We start from the raw sequence: 21,622 nt of genomic DNA on the forward strand, positions 1-21,622 counted from the left end.
AAGTAAGTGTAGCTGTAAATGAAACGCCCCGGAGCAATCCGGGGCGTTTTATTATGTGCGCAGCGCTCCACTAACTATTCCATGCCCTGGACGGGCGGAGGAGTGTCCGCAGGCTTACTAGGCTCTGTAGGCTTTGCTTCCGTCGCGGGAGGCGGAACCGTCGGTGCTGCGGCCTCCGGCTTCGAGGCAGTAGAGGTCGACGGCGCAGCACCCGTCGTTTCCGGCGCCTTCGTCTCGGCCGGTTTCTGCTCAGTTACGGCCGATTGCTGCACGGGCGCAGCGGCCGGCGGCGTTTCAGGTGGTTTGACTGCGACCGGCTTGGTCTCGGCTGGCGTAACAGGCTTAGCCGGCGCCGCAACCGCGCGCACCGGTGGCCGCTTCGGCAGCGGCACGCTCGTCGTGCGGCTGGCAACCTTCGGCGCGGGCGTTGCCGTTCCGGCCGTAAACGGCGGGCGGCGATATTGCGGCAGGGTCGGCACTGCGCCTTGCGGGCCATAGCGCGTGTCGATCTCCTCGCTCATCCGGTCGCCCATGCGATAGGCCGGAATGAAGCGCAGAATGCGTCCGCTGCGCGCATCGATCACCAACCGGCCGTCCTCGCCGTCGAGGTCGATCGCCGCAACCATGTAGATGAGGCCGCGTTGCTGCGGCATGCCGAGGGCAGAGAAGCCGGCCTCGCGGAGGATCGAATAGACCTCGCGCAGCGGCAGCACCGCCAGATCATAACCGCGGCGCAACACGCCATAGGGGCGCGGCTCCGCATATTCCACGGGCGGCATGGCCGCATAGGGACCGCCGACATCGGATACCTGCGCCACAGCGGCAACGTCGCCGCGCATCGGCGGCAGCGCCTGTGCCTGTACAGCGCCGCTCGCCAGCAACAGACCGGCCGAGGCCAGACATCCCACAAGTACCTTCATTGCATGCTCCTTCGACGCCCCCGCGCCCGGAGAGTATTCAACTTCCTGAATCTCACGCTTCGCTCGCCTGCCAGCACCGCTGCCACAGGCGTTAACGAGCACTGCGCAACCTCACTGCTGAATCCGGCAGCCCTTGGGCCAGCCTTTGACCGGAACGCGGCACCTCCGGGCTGAATGTGTCTTCGAGACATGGACAATTTGGCATGCGTTGTTGCTATGCGACGACGGACTCAAGCGCGCTTGTGTGCTAGATAAAAATTTGGCAAAGTCCTGGTTAGGACAGCATCACTGTCGCAATTTTTGGTGGCAAATCCGGCACGGGGTTTGCAACATAAGCAGGCGTCGCGACTAAAAACACGCCTGCTGAGACGAAATGCCTTTAAGGCGAGATATGGGGTGGCCGCCGGGGACGATGGGCACCACCAGTCTGAATTCTGAAAACGAGGCTCGCAAGACGCGCGAGCGGTAGCCCGAACGGGTTCCGCGAGCGTCAAAGGTGCGCCGACAAGGGTGGCAGAACCCCGACGGGGGTTGAGAGGACGAAGATGAGCGGATCAGAGCACGAGCGCCAATTGATCGAAACCGGCACGCATTCGGCGGCCCCGGCTATCAAATCGGCTAACGTGAAAGACACCGCCATCAAACCGGAACTCCATACCTATCGTCCGCCGGCGCTGGGCCTCTATGACCCGTCGCAGGAAAAGGACGCCTGCGGCGTCGGCTTCATCGCCAACATCAAGGGCCGCAAGTCGCATCAGATCGTGTCTGACGCGATCAGCATCCTCTGCAACCTCGAGCACCGTGGTGCGACCGGCGCAGATCCGCGCTTTGGCGACGGCGCCGGTATTCTGGTGCAGATCCCGCACAAGTTCTTCGTCCGCAAGACGGCGGAACTCGGCTTCAGCCTGCCGGAGCCTGGCCAATACGCCATCGGCGCGCTGTTCATGCCGCGTGATACCGCGTGGCGGAAAGTCATTCAGGGCATCATCGGCGACCAGATCAAGGCCGAAGGCCTGAAGCTGCTCGGCTGGCGTGACGTGCCGACCGACAACGCCTCGCTCGGCGAAAGCGTGAAGCCGACCGAGCCTGCCAACATGCAGGTCTTCATCGGCATCGGCAAAGCCAAGATCGCCGACGAGGACGAATTCGAACGTCGTCTGTACATTCTCCGCAAGTCGATCTCGCAGGCGATCTATCAGCGCCGCGAGCGCGGCCTTGCCGGCTACTATCCGTGCTCGATGTCGTGTCGCACGATCATCTACAAGGGCATGTTCCTCGCCGACCAGCTCGGCAGCTACTATGCCGACCTGCACGAAGAGGATTTCGAAAGCGCGCTGGCACTCGTGCATCAGCGCTTCTCGACCAACACCTTCCCGACCTGGTCGCTGGCGCATCCCTACCGCATGGTCGCGCATAACGGCGAAATCAACACGCTGCGCGGCAACGTCAACTGGATGGCGGCGCGTCAGGCGTCGATCGAGTCCGAACTGTATGGCAAGGACATCAGCCGTCTGTGGCCGATCTCCTATGAAGGCCAGTCGGACACCGCCTGCTTCGACAACGCGCTCGAATTCCTGGTGCAGGGCGGCTACTCGCTGCCCCACGCCGTGATGATGATGATTCCGGAAGCCTGGGCCGGCAATCCCCTGATGGATGAGCAGCGCCGCGCCTTCTACGAATATCACGCCGCGATGATGGAGCCGTGGGACGGTCCTGCTGCGCTTGCTTTCACCGACGGTCGCCAGATCGGCGCGACGCTGGACCGTAACGGTCTGCGCCCCGCACGTTATCTCGTCACCAAGGACGACCGCATCGTGATGGCGTCCGAAATGGGCGTGCTGGCGATTCCGGAAGAAGACATCATCACCAAGTGGCGTCTGCAGCCAGGCAAGATGCTGCTGGTCGACCTCGTCCAGGGCCGTCTGATCCCCGACGACGAGATCAAGGCGACGCTGGCCGCAAGTCATCCCTATAGCGAGTGGCTTGAACACACCCAGATCGTTCTGGAAGAACTCCCGGACGCGGCGGCCAAGGGCCAGCGCTCCAACCTGCCGCTGCTCGATCGCCAGCAGGCCTTCGGCTACACCCAGGAAGACGTCACCATCCTGCTGACGCCGATGGCGTCGCAGGGCGAGGAAGCGTCGGGTTCCATGGGCACCGACACGCCGATCTCGGCGCTGTCGAGCAAGCCGAAGCCGCTGTTCACCTATTTCAAGCAGAACTTCGCGCAGGTCACCAACCCGCCGATCGATCCGATCCGCGAAGAGCTCGTCATGAGCCTCGTCTCGATCATCGGACCGCGGCCGAACCTGTTCGACCTGCAGGGCGTCGCCACCACCAAGCGTCTCGAAGTGCGCCAGCCGATCCTGACCGACCAGGATCTCGAAAAAATCCGCTCGATCACCGATGTCGCCGAGTCGCACTTCGTCTCGCGCACCCTCGACACCACCTTCCATGCCGGTTTCGGCGCGGCAGGCATGGAGCAGGTGCTGGATGAACTGTGCGCCCGCGCCGAAGCTGCGGTGCGCGAAGGCGTCAACATCATCATCCTGTCCGATCGCATGGCCGGCTCGGATCGCATTCCGATCCCGTCGCTGCTGGCCTGCGCTTCCGTGCATCACCACCTGATCCGCACCGGCCTACGCACCTCGGTGGGCCTGGTCGTCGAATCCGGCGAACCGCGCGAAGTGCATCACTTCGCCTGCCTCGCCGGCTATGGCGCGGAAGCGATCAATCCATATCTGGCCTTCGAATCCATCATCGCCATGAAGGACCGGCTGCCGGTGCAGCTCGACGACTACGAAATCGTCAAGCGCTTCATCAAGTCGATCGGCAAGGGCCTGCTCAAGGTCATGTCGAAGATGGGCATCTCGACCTACCAGTCCTATTGCGGCGCGCAGATCTTCGACGCCGTCGGCCTGCGTCAGGAATTCGTCACCAAGTACTTCACGGGCACCCACACCAAGATCGAAGGCGTCGGCCTCGCCGAAATCGCCGAGGAAACCGTGCGCCGCCACAACGAGGCGTTCGGCGAAATCCAGATCTACAAGACCGCGCTCGATGTCGGCGGCGAATACGCTTATCGCAGCCGTGGTGAAGACCATGCGTGGAACGCCGAGTCGGTATCGCTGCTGCAGCATGCGGTGCGCGGCAACTCGCAGGATCGCTACAAGGCCTTTGCCAAGATCCTCAACGAACAGTCCGAGCGTCTGCTGACGCTGCGCGGTCTGTTCAAGATCAAGACGGCCGAAGACGAGAAGCGCAAGCCTGTGCCACTCGACGAAGTCGAATCCGCCGCGGACATCGTCAAGCGCTTTGCGACCGGCGCCATGTCCTACGGCTCGATCTCGCGCGAGGCGCATACGACGCTGGCCATTGCCATGAACCGGATCGGCGGCAAGTCGAACACCGGCGAAGGCGGCGAGGAGTCGGATCGCTACAAGCCGATGCCGAATGGCGACAGCATGCGTTCGGCGATCAAGCAGGTCGCGTCGGGACGTTTCGGCGTCACCACGGAATATCTCGTCAATTCCGACATGATGCAGATCAAGATGGCGCAGGGCGCGAAGCCCGGCGAAGGCGGTCAGTTGCCCGGCCACAAGGTCGACGCGACGATTGCCGCCGTGCGCCACTCGACCCCGGGCGTCGGTCTCATTTCGCCGCCGCCGCATCACGACATCTATTCGATCGAAGACATCGCGCAGCTGATCTACGACCTCAAGAACGTCAATCCGACGGGCCAGGTCTCGGTCAAGCTGGTGTCGGAAATCGGCGTCGGCACGGTTGCCGCGGGCGTCGCCAAGGCACGCGCGGACCATGTGACCATCGCCGGCTTCGAAGGCGGCACCGGCGCATCGCCGCTGACCTCGATCAAGCATGCGGGTTCGCCATGGGAAATCGGTCTTGCCGAAACCCATCAGACCCTCGTGCGCGAACGGCTGCGTAGCCGCATCATTGTCCAGGTCGACGGCGGCTTCCGCACCGGCCGCGACGTCGTCATCGGCGCGCTCCTCGGCGCCGACGAATTCGGCTTCGCCACCGCGCCGCTCATCGCGGCCGGCTGCATCATGATGCGCAAGTGCCATCTCAACACCTGCCCGGTCGGCGTCGCCACCCAGGATCCGGTGCTGCGCAAGCGCTTCACCGGCCAGCCCGAGCACGTCATCAACTACTTCTTCTTCGTCGCCGAGGAAGTCCGCGAGATCATGGCCCAGCTCGGCTATCGCAACTTCGACGAGATGGTCGGCCAGGTGCAGATGCTGGACCAGTCGGCCCTTGTATCGCACTGGAAGGCCAAGGGTCTCGACTTCTCCAAGCTGTTCGTGCGCCAGCCCGAACTGCCCGGCCAGAAGATCTATCACACCGAGGATCAGGACCATCACCTCGAAGCCGTGCTCGATCGCGAGTTGATCAGGCAGGCGCAGCCCGCGCTCGACCGCGGTGCGCCGGTGAAGATCGACACCAAGATCAACAGCACCAACCGTTCGGCCGGCGCCATGCTGGCGGGCTCGGTGGCCAAGATCTATGGCCATGCCGGCTTGCCCGACGACACCATCAAGGTGTCGCTGAAGGGCACCGCCGGTCAGGCCTTCGGCGCCTGGCTGTGCAAGGGCATCACCTTCGATCTCGAAGGTGAAGGCAACGACTATGTCGGCAAGGGCCTCTCGGGCGGCAAGATCATCGTGCGCCCGCCGGCTCACTCCGCCATCGTGCCCGAAGAGTCCATCATCGTCGGCAACACCGTGATGTATGGCGCGATCGAGGGCGAGTGCTACTTCCGCGGCGTCGCCGGCGAGCGTTTCGCCGTGCGTAACTCGGGTGCCGTGGCCGTCGTCGAAGGCGCCGGCGATCACTGCTGCGAATACATGACCGGCGGCATCGTCGTGGTGCTGGGCAAGACCGGCCGTAACTTCGCGGCCGGCATGTCCGGCGGCGTGGCTTATGTGCTCGACGAAACCGGCGACTTCCCGAAGCTGTGCAACATGGCGATGGTCGAACTCGAACCGGTCCTCTCGGAAGAGATGATCGCCGAGAACACCTATCACCACTCCGGCGATCTCGAAGCCCATGGCAAGGTGGACGTATTCGCCAACTTGCTCGATAGCGACATCGAGCGCCTGCATGTGCTGATCACACGTCACGCGAAATATGCCGGCTCGGCCAAGGCTGCGATGATCCTCGCGGACTGGAAAACCTGGCTGCCGAAATTCCGCAAGGTGATGCCGGTCGAGTACCGCCGCGCGCTGCGCGAGTTGAAAGCGAAAAGCGCCGAGGCCGAACCGCAGATCGCGATCGGCGCGTAAGGAAAAGGCCCTCATGGTGAGGAGGCGCGCAGCGCCGTCTCGAACCATGAGGGACAAATCACGCATCCTTCGAGACGCGGCCAAGTGGCCGCTCCTCAGGATGAGGACGGAATTTGGAACTTAAGAGTTCAGAGGCGTCAGTTGTAATGGGCAAGATCACGGGTTTTCTGGAAATCGATCGTCACGACCGCAAGTATGCGCCGGTTGCCGAGCGCCTGAAGGGCTATAACGAGTTCGTCATTCCGCTCAGTGAGAAAGACACCCGCGATCAGGCCGCGCGCTGCATGAATTGCGGCATTCCCTATTGCCACGGCACCGGCTCGGTTCAGCCCGGCACGCCCGGCTGCCCGGTCAACAACCAGATCCCGGACTGGAACGACCTCGTCTATAGCGGCAACTGGGAAGAAGCCTCGCGCAACCTGCACTCGACCAACAACTTCCCGGAATTCACCGGCCGCATCTGTCCGGCACCGTGCGAAGCCTCGTGCACGCTGAACATCGATGACAACCCGGTCACCATCAAGACCATCGAATGCGCCATCGTCGACAAGGCATGGGACAATGGCTGGCTGAAGCCGCAGGTCTCCGCTGTGAAGACCGGCCGCAAGGTCGCCGTGATCGGCGCCGGTCCCGCCGGCATGGCCTGCGCACAGCAGCTCGCGCGCGCCGGCCACGACGTCCATGTCTATGAGAAGTTCGCCAAGGCCGGCGGGTTGATGCGCTATGGCATTCCCGACTTCAAGATGGAAAAGCACATCATCGATCGCCGCGTCGCGCAGATGGAAGGCGAAGGCGTCACCTTCCATTACGGCAAGGCTGTCGGCGGCACATCACCCGGCGCCATCGACCCCGCCGAATTGCTCAAGGAATATGAAGCCATCGCGCTGACCGGCGGCGCCGAGCACGGCCGCGACCTGCCGATCCCCGGCCGCGAATTCGACGGCATCCATTTCGCGATGGACTTCCTGCCGCAGCAGAACCGCCGCGTCGGCAACGAGCCGCTCGGCGACGTCAAGGAGATCCTGGCCGGCGGCAAGCATGTCGTCGTCATCGGCGGCGGCGACACCGGCTCCGACTGCATCGGCACCTCGCTGCGTCAGGGCGCGCTGTCGGTGACCCAGCTCGAAATCATGCCGGCTCCGCCCGAGCAGGAGAACAAGGGTCTGACCTGGCCGAACTGGCCGCTGAAGATGCGGACCTCGTCGAGCCAGGCCGAAGGCGCCAAGCGCGAATTCGCCGTGCTGACGCAAAGCTTCGAAGGCGTAGACGGCAAGGTCACCAAGCTGAACTGCGTGCAAGTCGACGACAAGTTCAAGCCGATCCCCGGCTCGGAATTTGCGCTGCAGGCCGATCTCGTGCTGCTGGCCATGGGCTTCGTCCATCCCGTCCACGAAGGCATGCTGAAGACCCTCGGCGTCGATCTCGACCAGCGCGGCAACGTCCGCGCCCCGACGACCGATTTCGCGACCTCGCTGCCCAAGGTGTTCTCCGCCGGCGACATGCGCCGCGGCCAGTCACTGGTGGTCTGGGCGATCCGCGAAGGCCGCCTGTGCGCCCGCGCCATCGATCAGGCGCTGATGGGGACGACGACGCTGCCGAGGTGAGGGCCGCAGTTTCAAACACCACGCTTCAAGAGCCGCGCAACTCAGTTGCCGCGGCTCTTTTCTTATCCCTCCCCCTTGTGGGGAGGGTGGACGGCCGTAAGGCCGGCCGGGTGGGGGGAGCCCAGAGCTCCGATTATCGACTCCATCACGCCATCCAGATTCCGATCCACCTCGAAATTCCAGAACCGCATCACGCGAAATCCCTCGCCGCGCAAGAACGCATCCCGCGCTTCATCCCGACGCGCCGCCTCATCGAAATTATGCTGTCCGCCATCGACTTCGATGACCAGACACTCACGAAACGACACGAAGTCCACGATGACGTGCTTGGTCGGCGCCTGCCGTCGAAAGTGAAAACCGAGCGGCTTCAGCGCACGCAGCTTCACCCACAGCTTCGACTCCTGCGGCGTCACTACAAAGTTGCGCCTTTCGGCGCTCTATCCCCCTCACATCAAAGGGGACCACCGGAAGGCCAACTTGCGCGGCGGCGCGGGACAGACGGCGCGTGCGCGCGTCGACCCCATTCATGACCGGGACTCGCACAGCGCGACCGGGCGCGCAGCGCATCCCAGAGTGGGTAGCCAGCAACCTCCGGACACGCTAAGCGAATGTCATCCCGCCGGTTCACCCTTCCAAACGTGTTGTCCCGTCCCGCATGAAATTCCTGCTTCTTCCGCTCGGCCTTGTGGCGTTTGTCCCCCTGGCCCATGCCAACGACGCCCGCTTCATGGCGGCCCTCGGCAAGCTCGATCCGAAGACCCGGCTGGAGCAGGTCTGCGACTTCGAGGCGATGCGCCGGATCAGCAAGGGCGGCCCGCGTGTCGAGCGCGCCAAATCCGACGCGCTGGTGCCGCCGCAGCATCTCGGCAATACGCTGATCGCCAAGGGCGGCGCCTATCGCGCGGGCGGCAAATGGATGCAGGTCGCCTTCACCTGCAAGGCGACGCCGGACCACAAGACGGTGCTGGATTTCACCTACAAGACAGGAACGGTCATTCCGCCCGCCAAATGGCAGTCTTTGGGGCTGTGGAAATAGACTAGCCTGCCGGAGTCAGTGCTTGGGCTCGTTCTTGGTGAGCGCGCCGCTATGCGGATCGACATGGACCTCGAAGGTCCGGCCGTCCTTCACGACATCGGCTTCCCAATGGCCGTCGTCGGCCTCAAGCTCTCTGATCTCCGTGTAGCCCAAGCTGCGCAGCTTCTCGGTGACCTGCTGTGCGGTCATCCAGTCCTTGCCCGGGGTATCTGCGGAAGCCCATGAGGGCAGCGCGAAAACGAGCGCAACGGCGAGCAGCAGTGACTTCATGGCAAACCTCCCTGATTTGTCACGACAACTCCGGGATTGCCGCTTTGTTCGGCACAGGCCTTGTGGCGGCCTCGCCGTTCACCCTGCCGCTAAAAGTTCCGGGATTTGCTTGACGTTAACGCCGGGCGGCGCTTGATGGCGGGATCGCGGCTGCCCGCTTGCGGCCCGAATCCGGTAGTATGTCGAGCGGGAACCCGGGTCTGCGGACCCTGCGATTGCGGTCGAGGCGCATGTCACAGAAGCCCAATATGCCGAGATGGCGGATCGATCACTGGCGTGCCGAAAAGGGCACGCTGATGGTGCTCGCCGTCGCGCTGGGCCTCCTGATCGGCATCGTGGCGCCGGCTTCCGCGCAGTTCTTCGGTTTCGGCGGTCCGCAGCAACCTCCTCCGCGTCCGCAGCGCAATGTGCCGCAAGGCGGCGGTGGCGGCTTCGGCTGGTTCGGCGGCGGCAATGACAGCCCGTTTTTCGCGCCGTTCCAACAACAACAGGCGCCGAAACGGGCCGCTCCGCGCGAGGACTATTCACGCGCACCATCGCCGGAAAAACGCGACGCCCCGGCCGAGCGCAACGTACTGGTGCTCGGCGACAGCATGGCCGACTGGCTCGCTTACGGCCTCGAGGACGCCTATGCCGAACAGCCCGACATGGGCGTGATCCGCAAGCACAAGACCGTCTCCGGCCTCCTGCGCTATCAGCCGAAGGGCGATCCCGCCGATTGGGCCGCGGCGGCCAAGGGCATTCTCGCCACCGAGAAGCCCGACGCCATTGTCGTCATGCTCGGGCTTAATGACCGCGTCGCAATCCGCGAGCCCGACAAGGCCGCCGAGAAGAAGGGCGCCAAGAAGGACGAGAAGAAGGACAGCGCCGCCGAACTGAAGCCCGGCGACAAGCCGGCCGAGCCCGAGGCTGACGATGCAGATATTCCCGATCCCGGCTCGATCGTCACCGAGCGCGGCGCGCGCACCGGCGGCATGGTCGATTTCCGCGACGAGCGCTGGGGCGAGCTCTACTCGAAGAAGATCGAGGAGATGATCAATGTCGTGAAGGCGAAGGGCGTGCCCGTGCTGTGGGTCGGCCTGCCCGCGGTGCGCGGCACCAAGGCGACCGCCGACATGCTCTATCTCGACAATCTCTATCGCGACGCCGCGACCAAGGCCGGCATCACCTATGTCGATATCTGGGACGGCTTCGTCGACGAGGCCGGCCGCTTCCTGCAGCAGGGCCCGGATTTCGAAGGCCAGATCCGCCGGCTGCGTTCGGCCGACGGCGTCTATTTCACCAAGGCCGGCGCCCGCAAGATGGCGCATTACGTCGAGCGCGAAATCACCCGCCTGCTCTCCGGCCGCTCCGCGCCGATCGCGCTGCCGAGCGAGCCTGCGACGCCGGACCTCAATGCCGTGCCCGGCGCGCCGGCGCCGCGTCCGCTGGCCGGCCCTATCGTGCCGCTGGTCGCCTCCTCCGTCGGCACCGATCAACTGCTCGGCGGCCCCGGCGTGAAGCCGGTGAGTGTCGATGCACTGGTCGCGCGTGTATTGGTCAAAGGCGAGCCACTCGCCGCGCCGGCCGGCCGCGCCGACGACTTCGCCTGGCCGCGCCGCGAGATCGGCCGCGAACAGGCCAAGGGCGATGTGCCTGTGGCCGCAGTCACCCCGACCACATCAGGCACGAGCGGCACGACCGCTGCGGCGACCGGGCCGGACGGCATCGTTCCGGTGATGGCGCCGCCGGCCACACCGAAGAAAAAGCCGAAGCCCGTCATCGCCACCGAAGCGCCGTCATCCTTCGGTAGTTTCTTTGGCTTCGACGATGCGCCGCGCCGCGCGCCCGTCCAGCAGGCGCCCCAGCGCCCCCGCCCAGCCCAGGCACCCGGACCGCGCCCGCCAGCCAATGTCGGGCCCGCCGCCTCCGCCCCCTCCGGTTTCTTCACGCGTTAATAGCGCGAAAAATTCCGACGCGAAATTTCAGAGTCAAAAAAATCCCTCAGCCTTTGCGGGCTGAGGGATTTTTGCTTCTGGATATTTTCTTGGACGTTTTCTCGGATGCGGCTGCTGACGCTTCTGCGGCGTCCGCTATGTCAGCCGTGATCTGCTATCAATAACCGAAACGGTTCGGACGACGGCGCGGCGGACGCGTCATCAGCATCGCCAGCGCAAAGCCGATACCGCCTGCGATCAGCAGCGAGCCGAGCGGATTGTCGCGGACCTTGTCGGTGATCGCCTGGGTGCCGTCGCGATAGACGTCGCTGTCGAGTGCATCCTTGGCATAGCTGGTGGCCGCGTCCGATGCATCGCGTACGGCGTCCTTGGCCTGGCCATACAGATTCTGCACGGTGCCCGTCGCTTCGCGCGCGCGGCCCGAGGCTTCAGTCCGCTCATCGCCCGTGGCTCGGCCGATCACACCTTCAACCTTGCCAGCTGCATCCTTGGCTGCGCCCGCAATACGGTCCTTGTCCATGTCGATTACTCCGTGAGGAAATTCTCGCCGGTGTAATGCCTGAAGCCAGTACTGGTTCCGCCGCGATGCAGACGCCGTCAATTTAAAGGATCAAACCGCCATCGACGACCAGCGTATGACCGCAAACATAGGATGACAGCGGCGACGCCAGGAACAATGCGGCGCCGGCCATGTCGGCAGGCGTGCCGAGGCGCTGCAGCGGGATCCTGGCAATCGCGCCTTCCAGCCGCTTCGGATTCGCTGTCGTGACCTTTGTCATCTTGGTGTCAACGAGCCCCGGCGCGATACCGTTGACACGGATGCCGTCTTCCGACCACGCCTGCGCCAATGTGCGCGTGAGCCCAACTGCGCCGGTCTTCGACGCATTGTAGGAGGGGTTTCCCTTGGTCGCATGATAGGCCGCGGTGGAACTGACAATGATCAATCGGCCCTTGCTGGCCTTCAGTTGCGCGTGAAATTTCGTCGCGCAGCCCATCAGGCTGATCAGGTTGACTTCCATCACCTTGCGGAAGCCATCCATTTCGAATTCACCGCGGCGATAGATCACAGCACCCTGCGCGAGGATCAGCACATCCACCCGATCGAGCTTCGGATCGAAGGCCTCGATGGCCGACGCGTTGCCAACATCGAGCTGGCTGTAGCCGAGGCCGTCGAGATCGGAACCTTCATCGATCGTGTAGTCGCTGGCCTTGGCGCGCGTACCGCACACATGCACGCGTGCACCGCGCGCGCGAAATGCCTGCGCCATGCCGTTGCCGATGCCGCTTGATCCTCCGACGATGAGCACCTGCTGACCGCTGAAATCGAGTTCGTTCATCCCTGATCGTCCTTCTTGATTTTATCGGCACATGTTTGACCGCGCCGGCGATCGGTGCAAGCCTTCAATCAAGCCTCATCATGAAGGCGCACAATTCGGAGGATGCCTTGTCGGATTACAAACAACTCAGCCGCTCGGTGCGCGGCCTCACAGTTCTCGTCACCGGCGCTGCAAGCGGCATGGGCCGCGCGACGGCGCGCGTGTTCGGCGACGAAGGCGCCAATGTTGCCGTCACGGATATTTCGGCGGACGGGATTGCGGCAGTGTCGGATGCGATCACATCAGGTGGCGGCAGCGCACACGCATGGACCCTCGATGTCGCCGATCCCGATCGGATTCGCACAGTGGTCAGTGACGTCGCCGCGCATTTCGGCAGCCTCGATATCATCGTCAACAATGCGGGCATCTCGGTGAGTACCGCGATCGATCAGGACGGCTATGACGCCGCATGGGATCGCGCCATTGCCGTGATGCTGACCTCGCACCAGCGCATCATCCGCGCCGCATTGCCTCACTTGCGCAAATCGCCCTCGCCGCGGATCGTCAACATCGCGTCCACCGAAGCGCTCGGCGCCACCGCACTGCACAGTCCCTATTCCGCAGCAAAAGCCGGTGTCACGGGTCTCACGCGCTCGCTGGCGGTGGAACTCGGCCGCGACGGCATCACGGTAAACTGCATCTGTCCCGGCCCGATCACGACGGGGATCACCGAACGCATCAGCGACGAGCACAAGGTGATCTTCGCCAAGCGCCGCACGGTGCTGCGCCGCTACGGCGATCCGGAAGAAGTCGCGCATATGACGCTAAGCCTGTGCCTGCCGGCCGCGTCCTATATCACAGGCGCGGTGATCCCGGTCGACGGCGGCCTCATGGCACGCAATGCGTGACGGCATTCACACCGGTTGACTTCGCACTTTGGGGGCGTAGCATTTTTCTCAAGCGGCACGGCATCGCTGGAAGCCGCAATCGAATGGGTCAACCATTCCACACGGAGGAAATCTGCAATGCCCGTGACGATCCGCAAACTGCATCCCTTGTTCGTCGGCGAAGTGACCGGCGTCGACCTGACGAGGCCCATCAGCCCCGATGACGCCGCTGCCATCGAGCGCGGCATGGATGACTACGCTGTTCTGATATTCCCCAAGCAGGATATCACCGACGAACAGCAACTCGCTTTCGCGCAGAATTTCGGCGAGCGAGAGAACCGAAAAGGCGGCTCCGTCACCAAGAAGGAAGACTACCGGCTCACATCGGGGCTCGCCGACGTATCCAATCTCGGCAAGGACGGCAAGCCGCTGCCAAAAGACAGCCGCACTCATCTCTTCAATCTGGGCAACTGCCTGTGGCACTCGGACAGCTCCTTCCGGCCCATTCCGGCGAAATTCTCGCTGCTGTCGGCACGCGTGGTCAATCCGAAGGGCGGCAACACCGAATTCGCTGACATGCGCGCCGCCTATGATGCGCTTGATAACGACACCAAGGCCGAGATCGAGGACATGATCTGCGAACATTCGCTGATGACCTCGCGCGGCGCGCTCGGTTTTCTCGACTACACTGACGAAGAGAAAGAGATGTTCAAGCCGGTGCTGCAGCGGCTGGTGCGCATGCATCCGGTGCATGGCCGCAAATCGCTGTATCTGTCGTCGCATGCCGGCGCGATCCAGGGCATGTCGGTGCCCGAAGCCCGCGTGTTGCTGCGCGATCTCAACGAGCACGCCACGCAGCCGCAATTCGTCTATGTCCACAAATGGACGCTGCATGACCTCGTGATGTGGGACAATCGCCAGACCATGCATCGAGTCCGCCGCTACGACCAGTCGCAGCCGCGCGACATGCGCCGGGCCACAGTCGCCGGCAATGCGCCGACCGTGGCGCAGCAGGCGGCGGAATAACCTGCCGTTCAAAGACAGGCGCGCCGCACGATGCGGCGCGCCTGTGTGCGTTCTAGATCCGCTCGATCTTCGCCTTCTCCAGCACTTCGCTCCAGCGCTTCACGTCGGAGGCAAGGAGATCGATCACCTCCTTCGGCTGCGAGGCCTTAGCCTGGCTACCGAGCGACAGCAGCCGCTCCTTCACGCCCTCATCCTTGAGCAGCGTCACCGTCGCGGCATTCAGCTTTGTCACCACGTCATCGGGAAGCCCGATCGGGCCGACGAGACTGTACCAGCCCGGCGCGGCGTAGCCGGGAAAGCCCGCTTCGGCCACGGTGGGAATATCGGGGAAAGACGGGAAGCGTTCAGCCGTCGTCACCGCGAGTGCGCGGAACTTGCCGGCCTTGATCTGCTCGATCATCGAGATCGGCGGATCGACCATGAAGTCGATGCGCCCCGCGAGGACTTCGACAACGGCCTGAGCGCCGCCGCGAAACGGAATGTGCTGAAACTTCACGCCGGCCAACTCCCGATCTGCTCGACGATCAGATGCGGGCCCGAGCCGACACCGGGCGTGCCGTAAGTGAGCGGCTTGTCCGGCTGCTTCTTTGCAGAAGCGATCAACTCGGCGAGATTCTTGAAGGGCGCGTCCGCATTACACGAGAACATGTAGGGCGCTTCGGAGACCTGGCAGATACCCTTGAGGTCATCGACCGGCTTGTAAGGCAGGCTCTTGTAGAAGGCCGACGACGCGCCATAGGTCGCGGTGATCAGCGAGATCGTGTAGCCGTCAGGCGCCGAGCGGGCGAGCTGCGCCCCGGCGAGCGTCGTGCCGGCGCCGGGCTTGGTTTCGACCACCACGGTCTGGCCGAGAATTTTCGACAGACCTTCGGCGAGCACACGCGAGGTTGCGTCGGTGCCGCCGCCCGGCGCGAAACCGTGCAGCAGGGTGATGGACCGTTCCGGCCAGGCCGCTTTGGCCTGAAATGGAAGAAGGCTTGCCGACAATCCGGCCAGCAGCGTGCGCCTGTTCAACATCGATAGTCCCCAAAGAATGCATCCAAGGGGACCAGCGTAGCATGCATGCTGCACTGCGGTATAATGTTATGCGCTATGGCCCTCTGCGCACGGCGCTTATCTCACCCGGAGCCGATCCAGCATCTCCGACGATGCAAACCCATCAGCAGGCGCGCCGACGGAGGCCTGGAAATTGCGCAAGGCTTCACGGGTCTGGCCGCCGAACTGGCCGTCCGGCGTGCCTTTGTAGAAGCCGCGCTGCGCCAGCAGCTGCTGCAGCTCAAGCCGTTCTGCGCGGGATAGCACGCGCTCCTGACGCGGCCATGGCTGCACGAAAGGCGGACCGCCGCGCAACCGGTCGGCAAAATGGCCGATCGCCATCGCATAGGCTTCAGCCGGGTTGTATTTCATGATGACGCGGAAATTCGTCAGCATCAGGAAGCCCGGCCCCTGCGAACCGGCGGGCGCGAGTAGATAGGCCTTTTCCGTCATGCGCGGGAACGGCTGGTTGTTGGCACGCTTGAGGCCAAGCTGCTCCCATTGCGGCAGGGTCATCGCCTTGGCCTTGTCGGCCAGCATGTAGTTGAAGCCCTGCGGAACCACGACTTCGTAGCCCCAGGTCTGGCCGCTCTGCCAGCCATCCTTTTTCAGGTTGTTGGCGGTCGAGAAAATCAGATCGGTCGGATTGTCCACCACGTCACGGCGACCATCGCCGTCGCCGTCCACCGCAAAGCGCTTGAACGCGGTCGGCATGAACTGGGTCGGCCCGAATGCTCCGGCCCAAGAGCCGCGCATCTGTTCAGGCCTCAGATCGCCGCGATGCAGGATTTCCAGAGCGACCAGAAACTCATCCTTGAAATAGGCCTGGCGGCGGCCGACGCAGGCTAGCGTCGCCGTCGAGCGCAGCACACTGCGATCGCCGATCATCGTCGAGTAGTTCGACTCGATGCCCCAGATCGACGCGACGATGTAGCGATCGACGCCGTAGGCCTTCTCGGCCGCATCGAAGATCGTCTTGTACTGCGCCAGCACCTCGCGGCCCTTGGCCATGCGGTTGTCGTTCACCAGGATGTCGAGATAGTCCCAGATCGCCTTGGTGAATTCCGGCTGCGAATCCATCAGGTCCATGATTCGCAGATCCGGCGTCAGCCCGGCGGTGAAACGCTGATAGCTGTCCTGCGAGATGCCGCGGCGTGCGGCATCAGGCCACAGTCCGGCAATGCAGTTGTCGAAATTACCAGCGGCCTCGCGGATTGCCTGTGCAGTCATCAGCGGATGGCCGGATGCGCCGTCCTCGCCGCTCCAGGGCTGCGCTCCGGGCGCGCCGGGCAGTGCCGCCTGTGGCGGCGGGTCCTGGGTCTGCGACGATCCGCTAAAGATATTGTCGAACAGGCTGAAAGGGCCGCTCTTGCTCTGCGCCTGCGCCGCCACGGGCAGGGCCGCCGTAAGCAAAACTGCGCCGAGCGCAGCTACACCGCATGTCAGGCTTCGCGCCATCTTCGTCGCAGATTTCATCACTATCCATCTCGGGAATCTGACCGGAATTTGGTCATGACTGTGGCATGACAGGAGGCCCGGCGAGGGTTTCCATCAGCTTAACACTATTCCAGTTTTGCCTGGCTGGGCGGACGTGCCGCGCGGCAGAAAGGATAATTGCAGACATGTAGCCCGGCACCACACATCCGCCTTTGTTCCCGGTTGCAAACGGAACCAGCAGGCGCAATCTTCGTTGGCCTGCCTGCGTCGTTCCCCTCCAAGGTCATTGCAAAGTCCCCTGATGAAAATTCGCAAAGCCGTTTTTCCGGTCGCCGGCCTCGGCACCCGCGTCCTCCCCGCCACCAAGGCGATGCCGAAGGAAATGCTGACCATCGTCGATCGGCCGCTGATCCAATATGTGGTCGACGAAGCCCGCGAGGCCGGCATCGAACATTTCATCTTCGTTACTGGCCGCAACAAGGGCATCATCGAAGATCACTTCGACCGCATGTTCGAGCTCGACGAGACACTCAAGAGCCGCAACAAGTCTGCCGAGATCGAACAGCTGGCGCTGTCCCAGCCTGCCGCCGGCGCCATGAGCTTCACGCGCCAGCAGGCCCCGCTCGGGCTTGGCCATGCTGTGTGGTGTGCCCGCGATATCGTCGGCAATGAGCCCTTCGCCGTGGTGCTGCCGGATGAGCTGGTGCTGAATTCCCCGGGCTGCCTGAAGCAGATGGTCGATATCGCGGGAGCGCTTGGCGAAAAATCCAACCTCGTTGCCGTCGAGGAAGTGCCGATGGACATGACGCATCAATACGGCATCTGCGGTGTCGGCGAGCGCCACCCAACCCACGAGGCTGCTTTCACCATCGACGGGATGGTCGAGAAACCCCCGAAGGGCACCGCGCCGTCCAACCTGTCGATTACCGGCCGCTACATCCTGCAGCCGGAGATATTCAAGATTCTGGAGACCCAGGAGCGCGGCGCGGGTGGCGAAATCCAGCTCACCGATGCGATGATCGGCCTCGCCAAGAGCCAGTCGTTCTACGGCGTGGAATTCGAAGGCGAGCGACACGATTGCGGTTCGAAGTCGGGCTTCCTGCGCGCCAATATCGCGTTCGGCCTGCAACGCCCTGATCTGCGCGAAGGTCTGCGCGCCGAAATGCTGCGTTATCTCGGAGAGTAAGCGCTAGGCTGCAATCGCCTGATGCGCATCGCCTGCGATGACACATTGGTTGCGGCCTGCGGCCTTCGCCGCATAGAGCGCCTTGTCGGCGGCCTCCACCAATCCCGTCCACTCCATCGTCACCAGCGGCTTCACGCTGGCGACGCCGACACTGACCGTGAGCATCGCGGGATCCGCCGGCACCTGCTCGACGCGGCGCCGAATGGTTTCGGCAACCTCATAGGCATCCTGCACGGTCGCACCGGGTAGCAGCACGGCGAACTCTTCCCCGCCATAGCGCGCGGCACAGTCGCCGGCGCGCTTCGCCGCTCCTGCGATGCAATTCGCGATCGCGATCAGGGCGGTGTCTCCGGATTGATGACCGAAGCTGTCGTTGAAAACCTTGAAATGGTCGGCGTCGATCAACAGCAGTGCCATCGGCCGTGAATGCCTGATGGCACGGCGCCATTCCAGCTCCATCGCCGCATCGAATTTGCGGCGATTGCGCAGTCCAGTGAGACCATCGGTCGTGGCCAGTTCTTCGAGCTTGTGCTCTGCGTGTGCGCGGCGGCCTATTTCGCGCGCCAGGAACAGTGTCACCGCGGTGATGAAGATAATCAGCGCCAGCATGATGCCGCCGATCTTGATCGCCTGCTGATACCACAGACTGTAGATGCCGGCCCACGGCCGGCCGACGATCACGAGCAACGGCCGACCGCTGTCGCGCCACACGTAGAGGCGCTCGATCTGGTCAACGACACCGACGCCCGAATACGACCCGTTGGACCGGCTCAGCGCCCGCATCACGCCGGGGGCCTTGCTCAGATCCCTGCCGACCACGTCGAGATCGAACGGCGTACGCATGATGACGACGCCGTCGCGGCGGATCACTGTGATGTTGTCGTCCTTGTTCAGCCGCAAGCGGCCGAACAGATCATGAAAGTAGGCGAACCGGATGGCACCCGCGACGACGCCGGCAAAATCGCCATCGACGTCGGTGATGCGGCGGCTCAGCACGACGGAATACGCGCCCCGGTGCAGCATCGGTTTGCTGACATAGAGCCCGCGCTCGCCGTCGAACTTGTGTACCTTGAAGAACTCTTCGTCGGCACTGCTCTGCTTGGCAGGATCGAGCGATGCCGCATCGATGATAAGATCGCCATGCGCATCGAACACCTGAATGGATGCAAACTGGCGCGCTGATGCCGCATTGTCGAACAGGATCAGCTGGCGCATTTCCTTGCTGAGCTTGTCGATCTCGGGCGTATTGATGCCGGAAATGACAGCGCGCAACGACAGATCGTATTGTTCAACGGTTCGACCTATATCAGAATCGATGGAGGTGGCGAGGTTCTCGGCAGTCTGTCGCGCGAGCGCTTCCTCGCCGCGGCGCATATCGAGCATCACAGTGCCGCAAACGGCCGAAAAGCCAATGATCGTGACCAGCGACGACAGAATCAACAGCTTGGCCGATAACGGCCAGCGTCGAATTCCCGTGCTTGCATTCCCCGACTTCATCATGTGCTCCGTACCCCACGGATCGCACGCGAATGCTTGCCGAGCGCTTAAGTACCGGCTTTGGGTTCCACACGGCGTTAACGAACGGTTGCGGAAAATGCTCGGATGACGCACTTCCGATGTCGATTTACCGAAATCGCGCTGTAGCGCCTGATCGCGCGGGCGCGTATGACGTTTGCGAGATTATACCGAGGACAATTCCGTGCCTGACTACGACCTGCTCCGTGCCTACCTGGCCAGCCAGACCAAGGACGAATTCGTGCTGAGCATGGATGCGATCGAGGAGATCATCGACGACGCGCTGCCGCGCGCGTCGCACCGGGCATCGTGGTGGGAGACCGAGCGCGCGCCCGATGAGCACATGCCGCAGCGCGAGGCCTGTATCGCAGCCGGCTTCATCGCCATCCGATTGCCCGATGGCTCCGGTGTGAAATTTCGCCGGAAGACGGCCAAGTTCATGCGGAAGTGGAATTAGGACGAGCGACGTGGCGCCCAGCGATTTTTGACCGCTATCGCTGCAGTCTCACACCCAGCATCACCACCGTCGAGGCCGTGCTCGCGCCAAGGATGTTTGAATCCAGGATATCGCGGCGCACCTGCGCCTTGAGCTGGATTTCACGGTTCAGCTTGTAAACGAGATCACCCTGCAGCGAGTAGATCTTATCGAAGCGGAAGTTTTCCTGATAGTCCTGCGTCACGTAAGTGAACTTGCCCGTGGCCGTCAGCCAGCGCCGGAAGTCGTGATTGACCTCGACCGTATAGGTGCGCGTGAGAATGCCGGGAACGCCGGGAACGGTCGTCTCGTCGATCGACGTGGTCGAGACGAATTTCGCGGTCGTCAGCGGTGTGGCCGTCCAGATCAGCGACGCTGACGTCAGCAGACCCTTGAGAACCTCCAGCCGCGTATCCGTATAGCTGCGCGCTGCATATCCGATCGACGCTTCACCCGTTAGCAGACGCGTGAATTCGAACGTCGTACCGGCCTTGATATAGCCGCCGCTGGAATCGCGGAGATAGCCAAAGCGATCCGCCCGATCGTCGTGCACACGGACATCGCCCTGGACTTCGGCGAATGGCTTCAGACCCGGCAGCACTTCATAGGTGGCGCGGCCGACGCCGCCATACTGATTGAAATTACGGTCGTTGTTGTTGGTCTGGGTGCCGTCGGTCAGTTTCGAATCCTGATAGACGGTGCGATCGACGAGACCATCGACCTTGATCTGAAGACGGTTGAAGTCCTTCTCGACCCCGAGCGACCCACCAGTCGTCGTGAACAGCGGGAACTCCTTCAAGCCGGCCTGAATGTTCGGGCTGCCCGGATTATCCGCACCGACCCGCATACGCATTTCGCTGTTAACGCGCAGGTCGCGGGCGACATCGAGACGACCGGCGATCTTGCCGTTGAATTCGGCGCGATCGACATTTTCGGGTGCCGGCGAAGTCTGGAATGGCGCTGCGGGAAACTGCTTCTCATAGCCGGTGAAGGATCCGCGCAGATCCACGATGATCGAGTGCCGCGTCCAGTCGGTTGTGGCCAGCAGCTCCGGCGCGACCTTGTAGAACGACGACCCCTTCGGCTGCACGAAGCGCGCCGGATTGTTGTCGAAACCGCCATAGATTTCCACGGCTGACTTCACGAGAAAGCTGCCGACGCGCACGCCGGTCGGGGCATAAGGATCGGGATCAATCGGCAATCGCCGGCGCGGCGGCTGGCCCACCACGGTGCCGGCAACCGACGGCGCAACGGGGGGCTTGGCCGCCTTGGCCGATGGTGGTGACGGCCGGGTTTCGGGCACCAGCGGCGGCGGCGGACTGCCAGGCCCCACTGGCGGCTTCGGTTTCTTCGCGCCCGGATAATATTTGGTCTGCTTGCGCTTGCGGTTGAGCGCATCGAACCCGGTGCCGGCGGCGCCCGATGCAGCGGGCACCGCCGGCGTGATGATCGACTGCGGGATGCGATCCGGCGATAGCTGGCTGGTCTGCAGCGTTCCATTTGGCTGAAGCGGCGCATCCGTCGTCCGGCGCGTGGGCAGATTCTGCGGTGACACGAAGCCGCCCGGGACCGGCGCTAGCAGGTCTGACGTCAATGCTTGCGAGAATGCCGGAGATGGCATCAGGAGGCTCAGACACAGACATGCCGAAACCGCGCCGTTGGCCCAGGCGCGGTT

General features: G+C 63.3%; 18 protein-coding genes. 8 read left to right on the forward strand and 10 right to left on the reverse strand.

The annotated features are described in order from the left end of the window. Positions 1-74: 74 nt before the first annotated feature. Positions 75-920 (reverse strand): hypothetical protein, encoded by an 846-nt coding sequence (locus tag AB8A50_RS17295; protein ID WP_439078414.1) that lies wholly within the window; start codon positions 918-920, stop codon positions 75-77. Positions 921-1,465: 545 nt separating this feature from the next. Between AB8A50_RS17295 and gltB the strand changes: the two genes are divergently transcribed. Both gltB and AB8A50_RS17305 read left to right on the forward strand, forming a co-directional pair. Further along, entirely contained in the window at positions 1,466-6,223 is a 4,758-nt protein-coding gene (gene gltB / locus AB8A50_RS17300; RefSeq protein ID WP_439078415.1) for a glutamate synthase large subunit, read from the forward strand. 146 nt (positions 6,224-6,369) lie between these two features. Beyond that, positions 6,370-7,827: a glutamate synthase subunit beta gene (locus AB8A50_RS17305; RefSeq protein ID WP_231079153.1), complete on the forward strand. Its 1,458-nt coding sequence runs from the start codon at positions 6,370-6,372 to the stop codon at positions 7,825-7,827. A gap of 62 nt (positions 7,828-7,889) precedes the next feature. On the opposite strand, the gene AB8A50_RS17310 is transcribed toward AB8A50_RS17305, so the two are convergent. Next, positions 7,890-8,213, reverse strand: coding sequence for an endonuclease domain-containing protein (locus AB8A50_RS17310; RefSeq protein ID WP_439078416.1), 324 nt, complete (start codon positions 8,211-8,213; stop codon positions 7,890-7,892). 269 nt (positions 8,214-8,482) lie between these two features. On the opposite strand from AB8A50_RS17310, the gene AB8A50_RS17315 reads away from it, so the two are divergent. Further along, positions 8,483-8,863 (forward strand): DUF930 domain-containing protein, encoded by a 381-nt coding sequence (locus AB8A50_RS17315; RefSeq protein WP_439078417.1) that lies wholly within the window; start codon positions 8,483-8,485, stop codon positions 8,861-8,863. A gap of 15 nt (positions 8,864-8,878) precedes the next feature. Here the strand turns inward: AB8A50_RS17315 and AB8A50_RS17320 are convergent, their stop codons facing one another. Further along, entirely contained in the window at positions 8,879-9,133 is a 255-nt protein-coding gene (locus tag AB8A50_RS17320) for a PepSY domain-containing protein (protein WP_093757199.1), read from the reverse strand. 248 nt (positions 9,134-9,381) lie between these two features. Here AB8A50_RS17320 and AB8A50_RS17325 point away from each other — a divergent pair, with 248 nt between their 5' ends. Further along, the gene (locus AB8A50_RS17325) at positions 9,382-11,070 is read left to right on the forward strand and encodes an SGNH/GDSL hydrolase family protein (protein WP_439078418.1); all 1,689 of its coding nucleotides are present in this window, start codon (positions 9,382-9,384) and stop codon (positions 11,068-11,070) included. A 157-nt stretch (positions 11,071-11,227) separates the two neighbouring features. On the opposite strand, the gene AB8A50_RS17330 is transcribed toward AB8A50_RS17325, so the two are convergent. After that, complete coding sequence (locus tag AB8A50_RS17330; RefSeq protein WP_089266232.1) at positions 11,228-11,590, reverse strand: CsbD family protein; 363 nt, start codon at positions 11,588-11,590, stop codon at positions 11,228-11,230. Between the two features lie 82 nt (positions 11,591-11,672). Next, complete coding sequence (locus AB8A50_RS17335; RefSeq protein ID WP_439078419.1) at positions 11,673-12,407, reverse strand: SDR family NAD(P)-dependent oxidoreductase; 735 nt, start codon at positions 12,405-12,407, stop codon at positions 11,673-11,675. A gap of 107 nt (positions 12,408-12,514) precedes the next feature. Here AB8A50_RS17335 and AB8A50_RS17340 point away from each other — a divergent pair, with 107 nt between their 5' ends. Both AB8A50_RS17340 and AB8A50_RS17345 read left to right on the forward strand, forming a co-directional pair. After that, positions 12,515-13,294, forward strand: a complete 780-nt coding sequence (locus tag AB8A50_RS17340) for an SDR family NAD(P)-dependent oxidoreductase (RefSeq protein WP_439078420.1) — start codon at positions 12,515-12,517, stop codon at positions 13,292-13,294. A gap of 117 nt (positions 13,295-13,411) precedes the next feature. Then, on the forward strand, positions 13,412-14,299 hold the full coding sequence (locus AB8A50_RS17345) for a TauD/TfdA dioxygenase family protein (RefSeq protein WP_439078421.1): 888 nt from the start codon (positions 13,412-13,414) through the stop codon (positions 14,297-14,299). A gap of 52 nt (positions 14,300-14,351) precedes the next feature. On the opposite strand, the gene AB8A50_RS17350 is transcribed toward AB8A50_RS17345, so the two are convergent. The 3 genes from AB8A50_RS17350 to AB8A50_RS17360 all read right to left on the reverse strand — a co-directional run bounded on the left by AB8A50_RS17350 (position 14,352) and on the right by AB8A50_RS17360 (position 16,810). Continuing rightward, positions 14,352-14,795: a Bug family tripartite tricarboxylate transporter substrate binding protein gene (locus tag AB8A50_RS17350; protein ID WP_439078422.1), complete on the reverse strand. Its 444-nt coding sequence runs from the start codon at positions 14,793-14,795 to the stop codon at positions 14,352-14,354. Then, positions 14,792-15,316 carry a Bug family tripartite tricarboxylate transporter substrate binding protein gene (locus tag AB8A50_RS17355; RefSeq protein ID WP_439078423.1) on the reverse strand — a complete coding sequence of 175 codons (525 nt, stop codon included), beginning with the start codon at positions 15,314-15,316 and terminating at the stop codon, positions 14,792-14,794. The genes AB8A50_RS17350 and AB8A50_RS17355 overlap by 4 nt, the downstream gene beginning before the upstream one ends. A 96-nt stretch (positions 15,317-15,412) precedes the next feature. Next, entirely contained in the window at positions 15,413-16,810 is a 1,398-nt protein-coding gene (locus AB8A50_RS17360) for a lytic murein transglycosylase (protein WP_439078424.1), read from the reverse strand. Positions 16,811-17,072: 262 nt separating this feature from the next. On the opposite strand from AB8A50_RS17360, the gene AB8A50_RS17365 reads away from it, so the two are divergent. Beyond that, on the forward strand, positions 17,073-17,957 hold the full coding sequence (locus AB8A50_RS17365; RefSeq protein WP_068728967.1) for a UTP--glucose-1-phosphate uridylyltransferase: 885 nt from the start codon (positions 17,073-17,075) through the stop codon (positions 17,955-17,957). A gap of 3 nt (positions 17,958-17,960) precedes the next feature. Here AB8A50_RS17365 and AB8A50_RS17370 read toward each other — a convergent pair whose 3' ends face one another. Then, positions 17,961-19,457 (reverse strand): sensor domain-containing diguanylate cyclase, encoded by a 1,497-nt coding sequence (locus tag AB8A50_RS17370; protein WP_439078425.1) that lies wholly within the window; start codon positions 19,455-19,457, stop codon positions 17,961-17,963. A 199-nt stretch (positions 19,458-19,656) separates the two neighbouring features. On the opposite strand from AB8A50_RS17370, the gene AB8A50_RS17375 reads away from it, so the two are divergent. Continuing rightward, positions 19,657-19,929: a hypothetical protein gene (locus AB8A50_RS17375; RefSeq protein ID WP_089266229.1), complete on the forward strand. Its 273-nt coding sequence runs from the start codon at positions 19,657-19,659 to the stop codon at positions 19,927-19,929. Between the two features lie 34 nt (positions 19,930-19,963). Here the strand turns inward: AB8A50_RS17375 and AB8A50_RS17380 are convergent, their stop codons facing one another. Further along, on the reverse strand, positions 19,964-21,568 hold the full coding sequence (locus tag AB8A50_RS17380; RefSeq protein ID WP_439078426.1) for an outer membrane beta-barrel protein: 1,605 nt from the start codon (positions 21,566-21,568) through the stop codon (positions 19,964-19,966). Positions 21,569-21,622 lie beyond the last annotated feature (54 nt).

The organism is Tardiphaga sp. 841_E9_N1_2 (genome assembly GCF_051811065.1).
GTDB classification, from domain to species: domain Bacteria; phylum Pseudomonadota; class Alphaproteobacteria; order Rhizobiales; family Xanthobacteraceae; genus Tardiphaga; species Tardiphaga robiniae.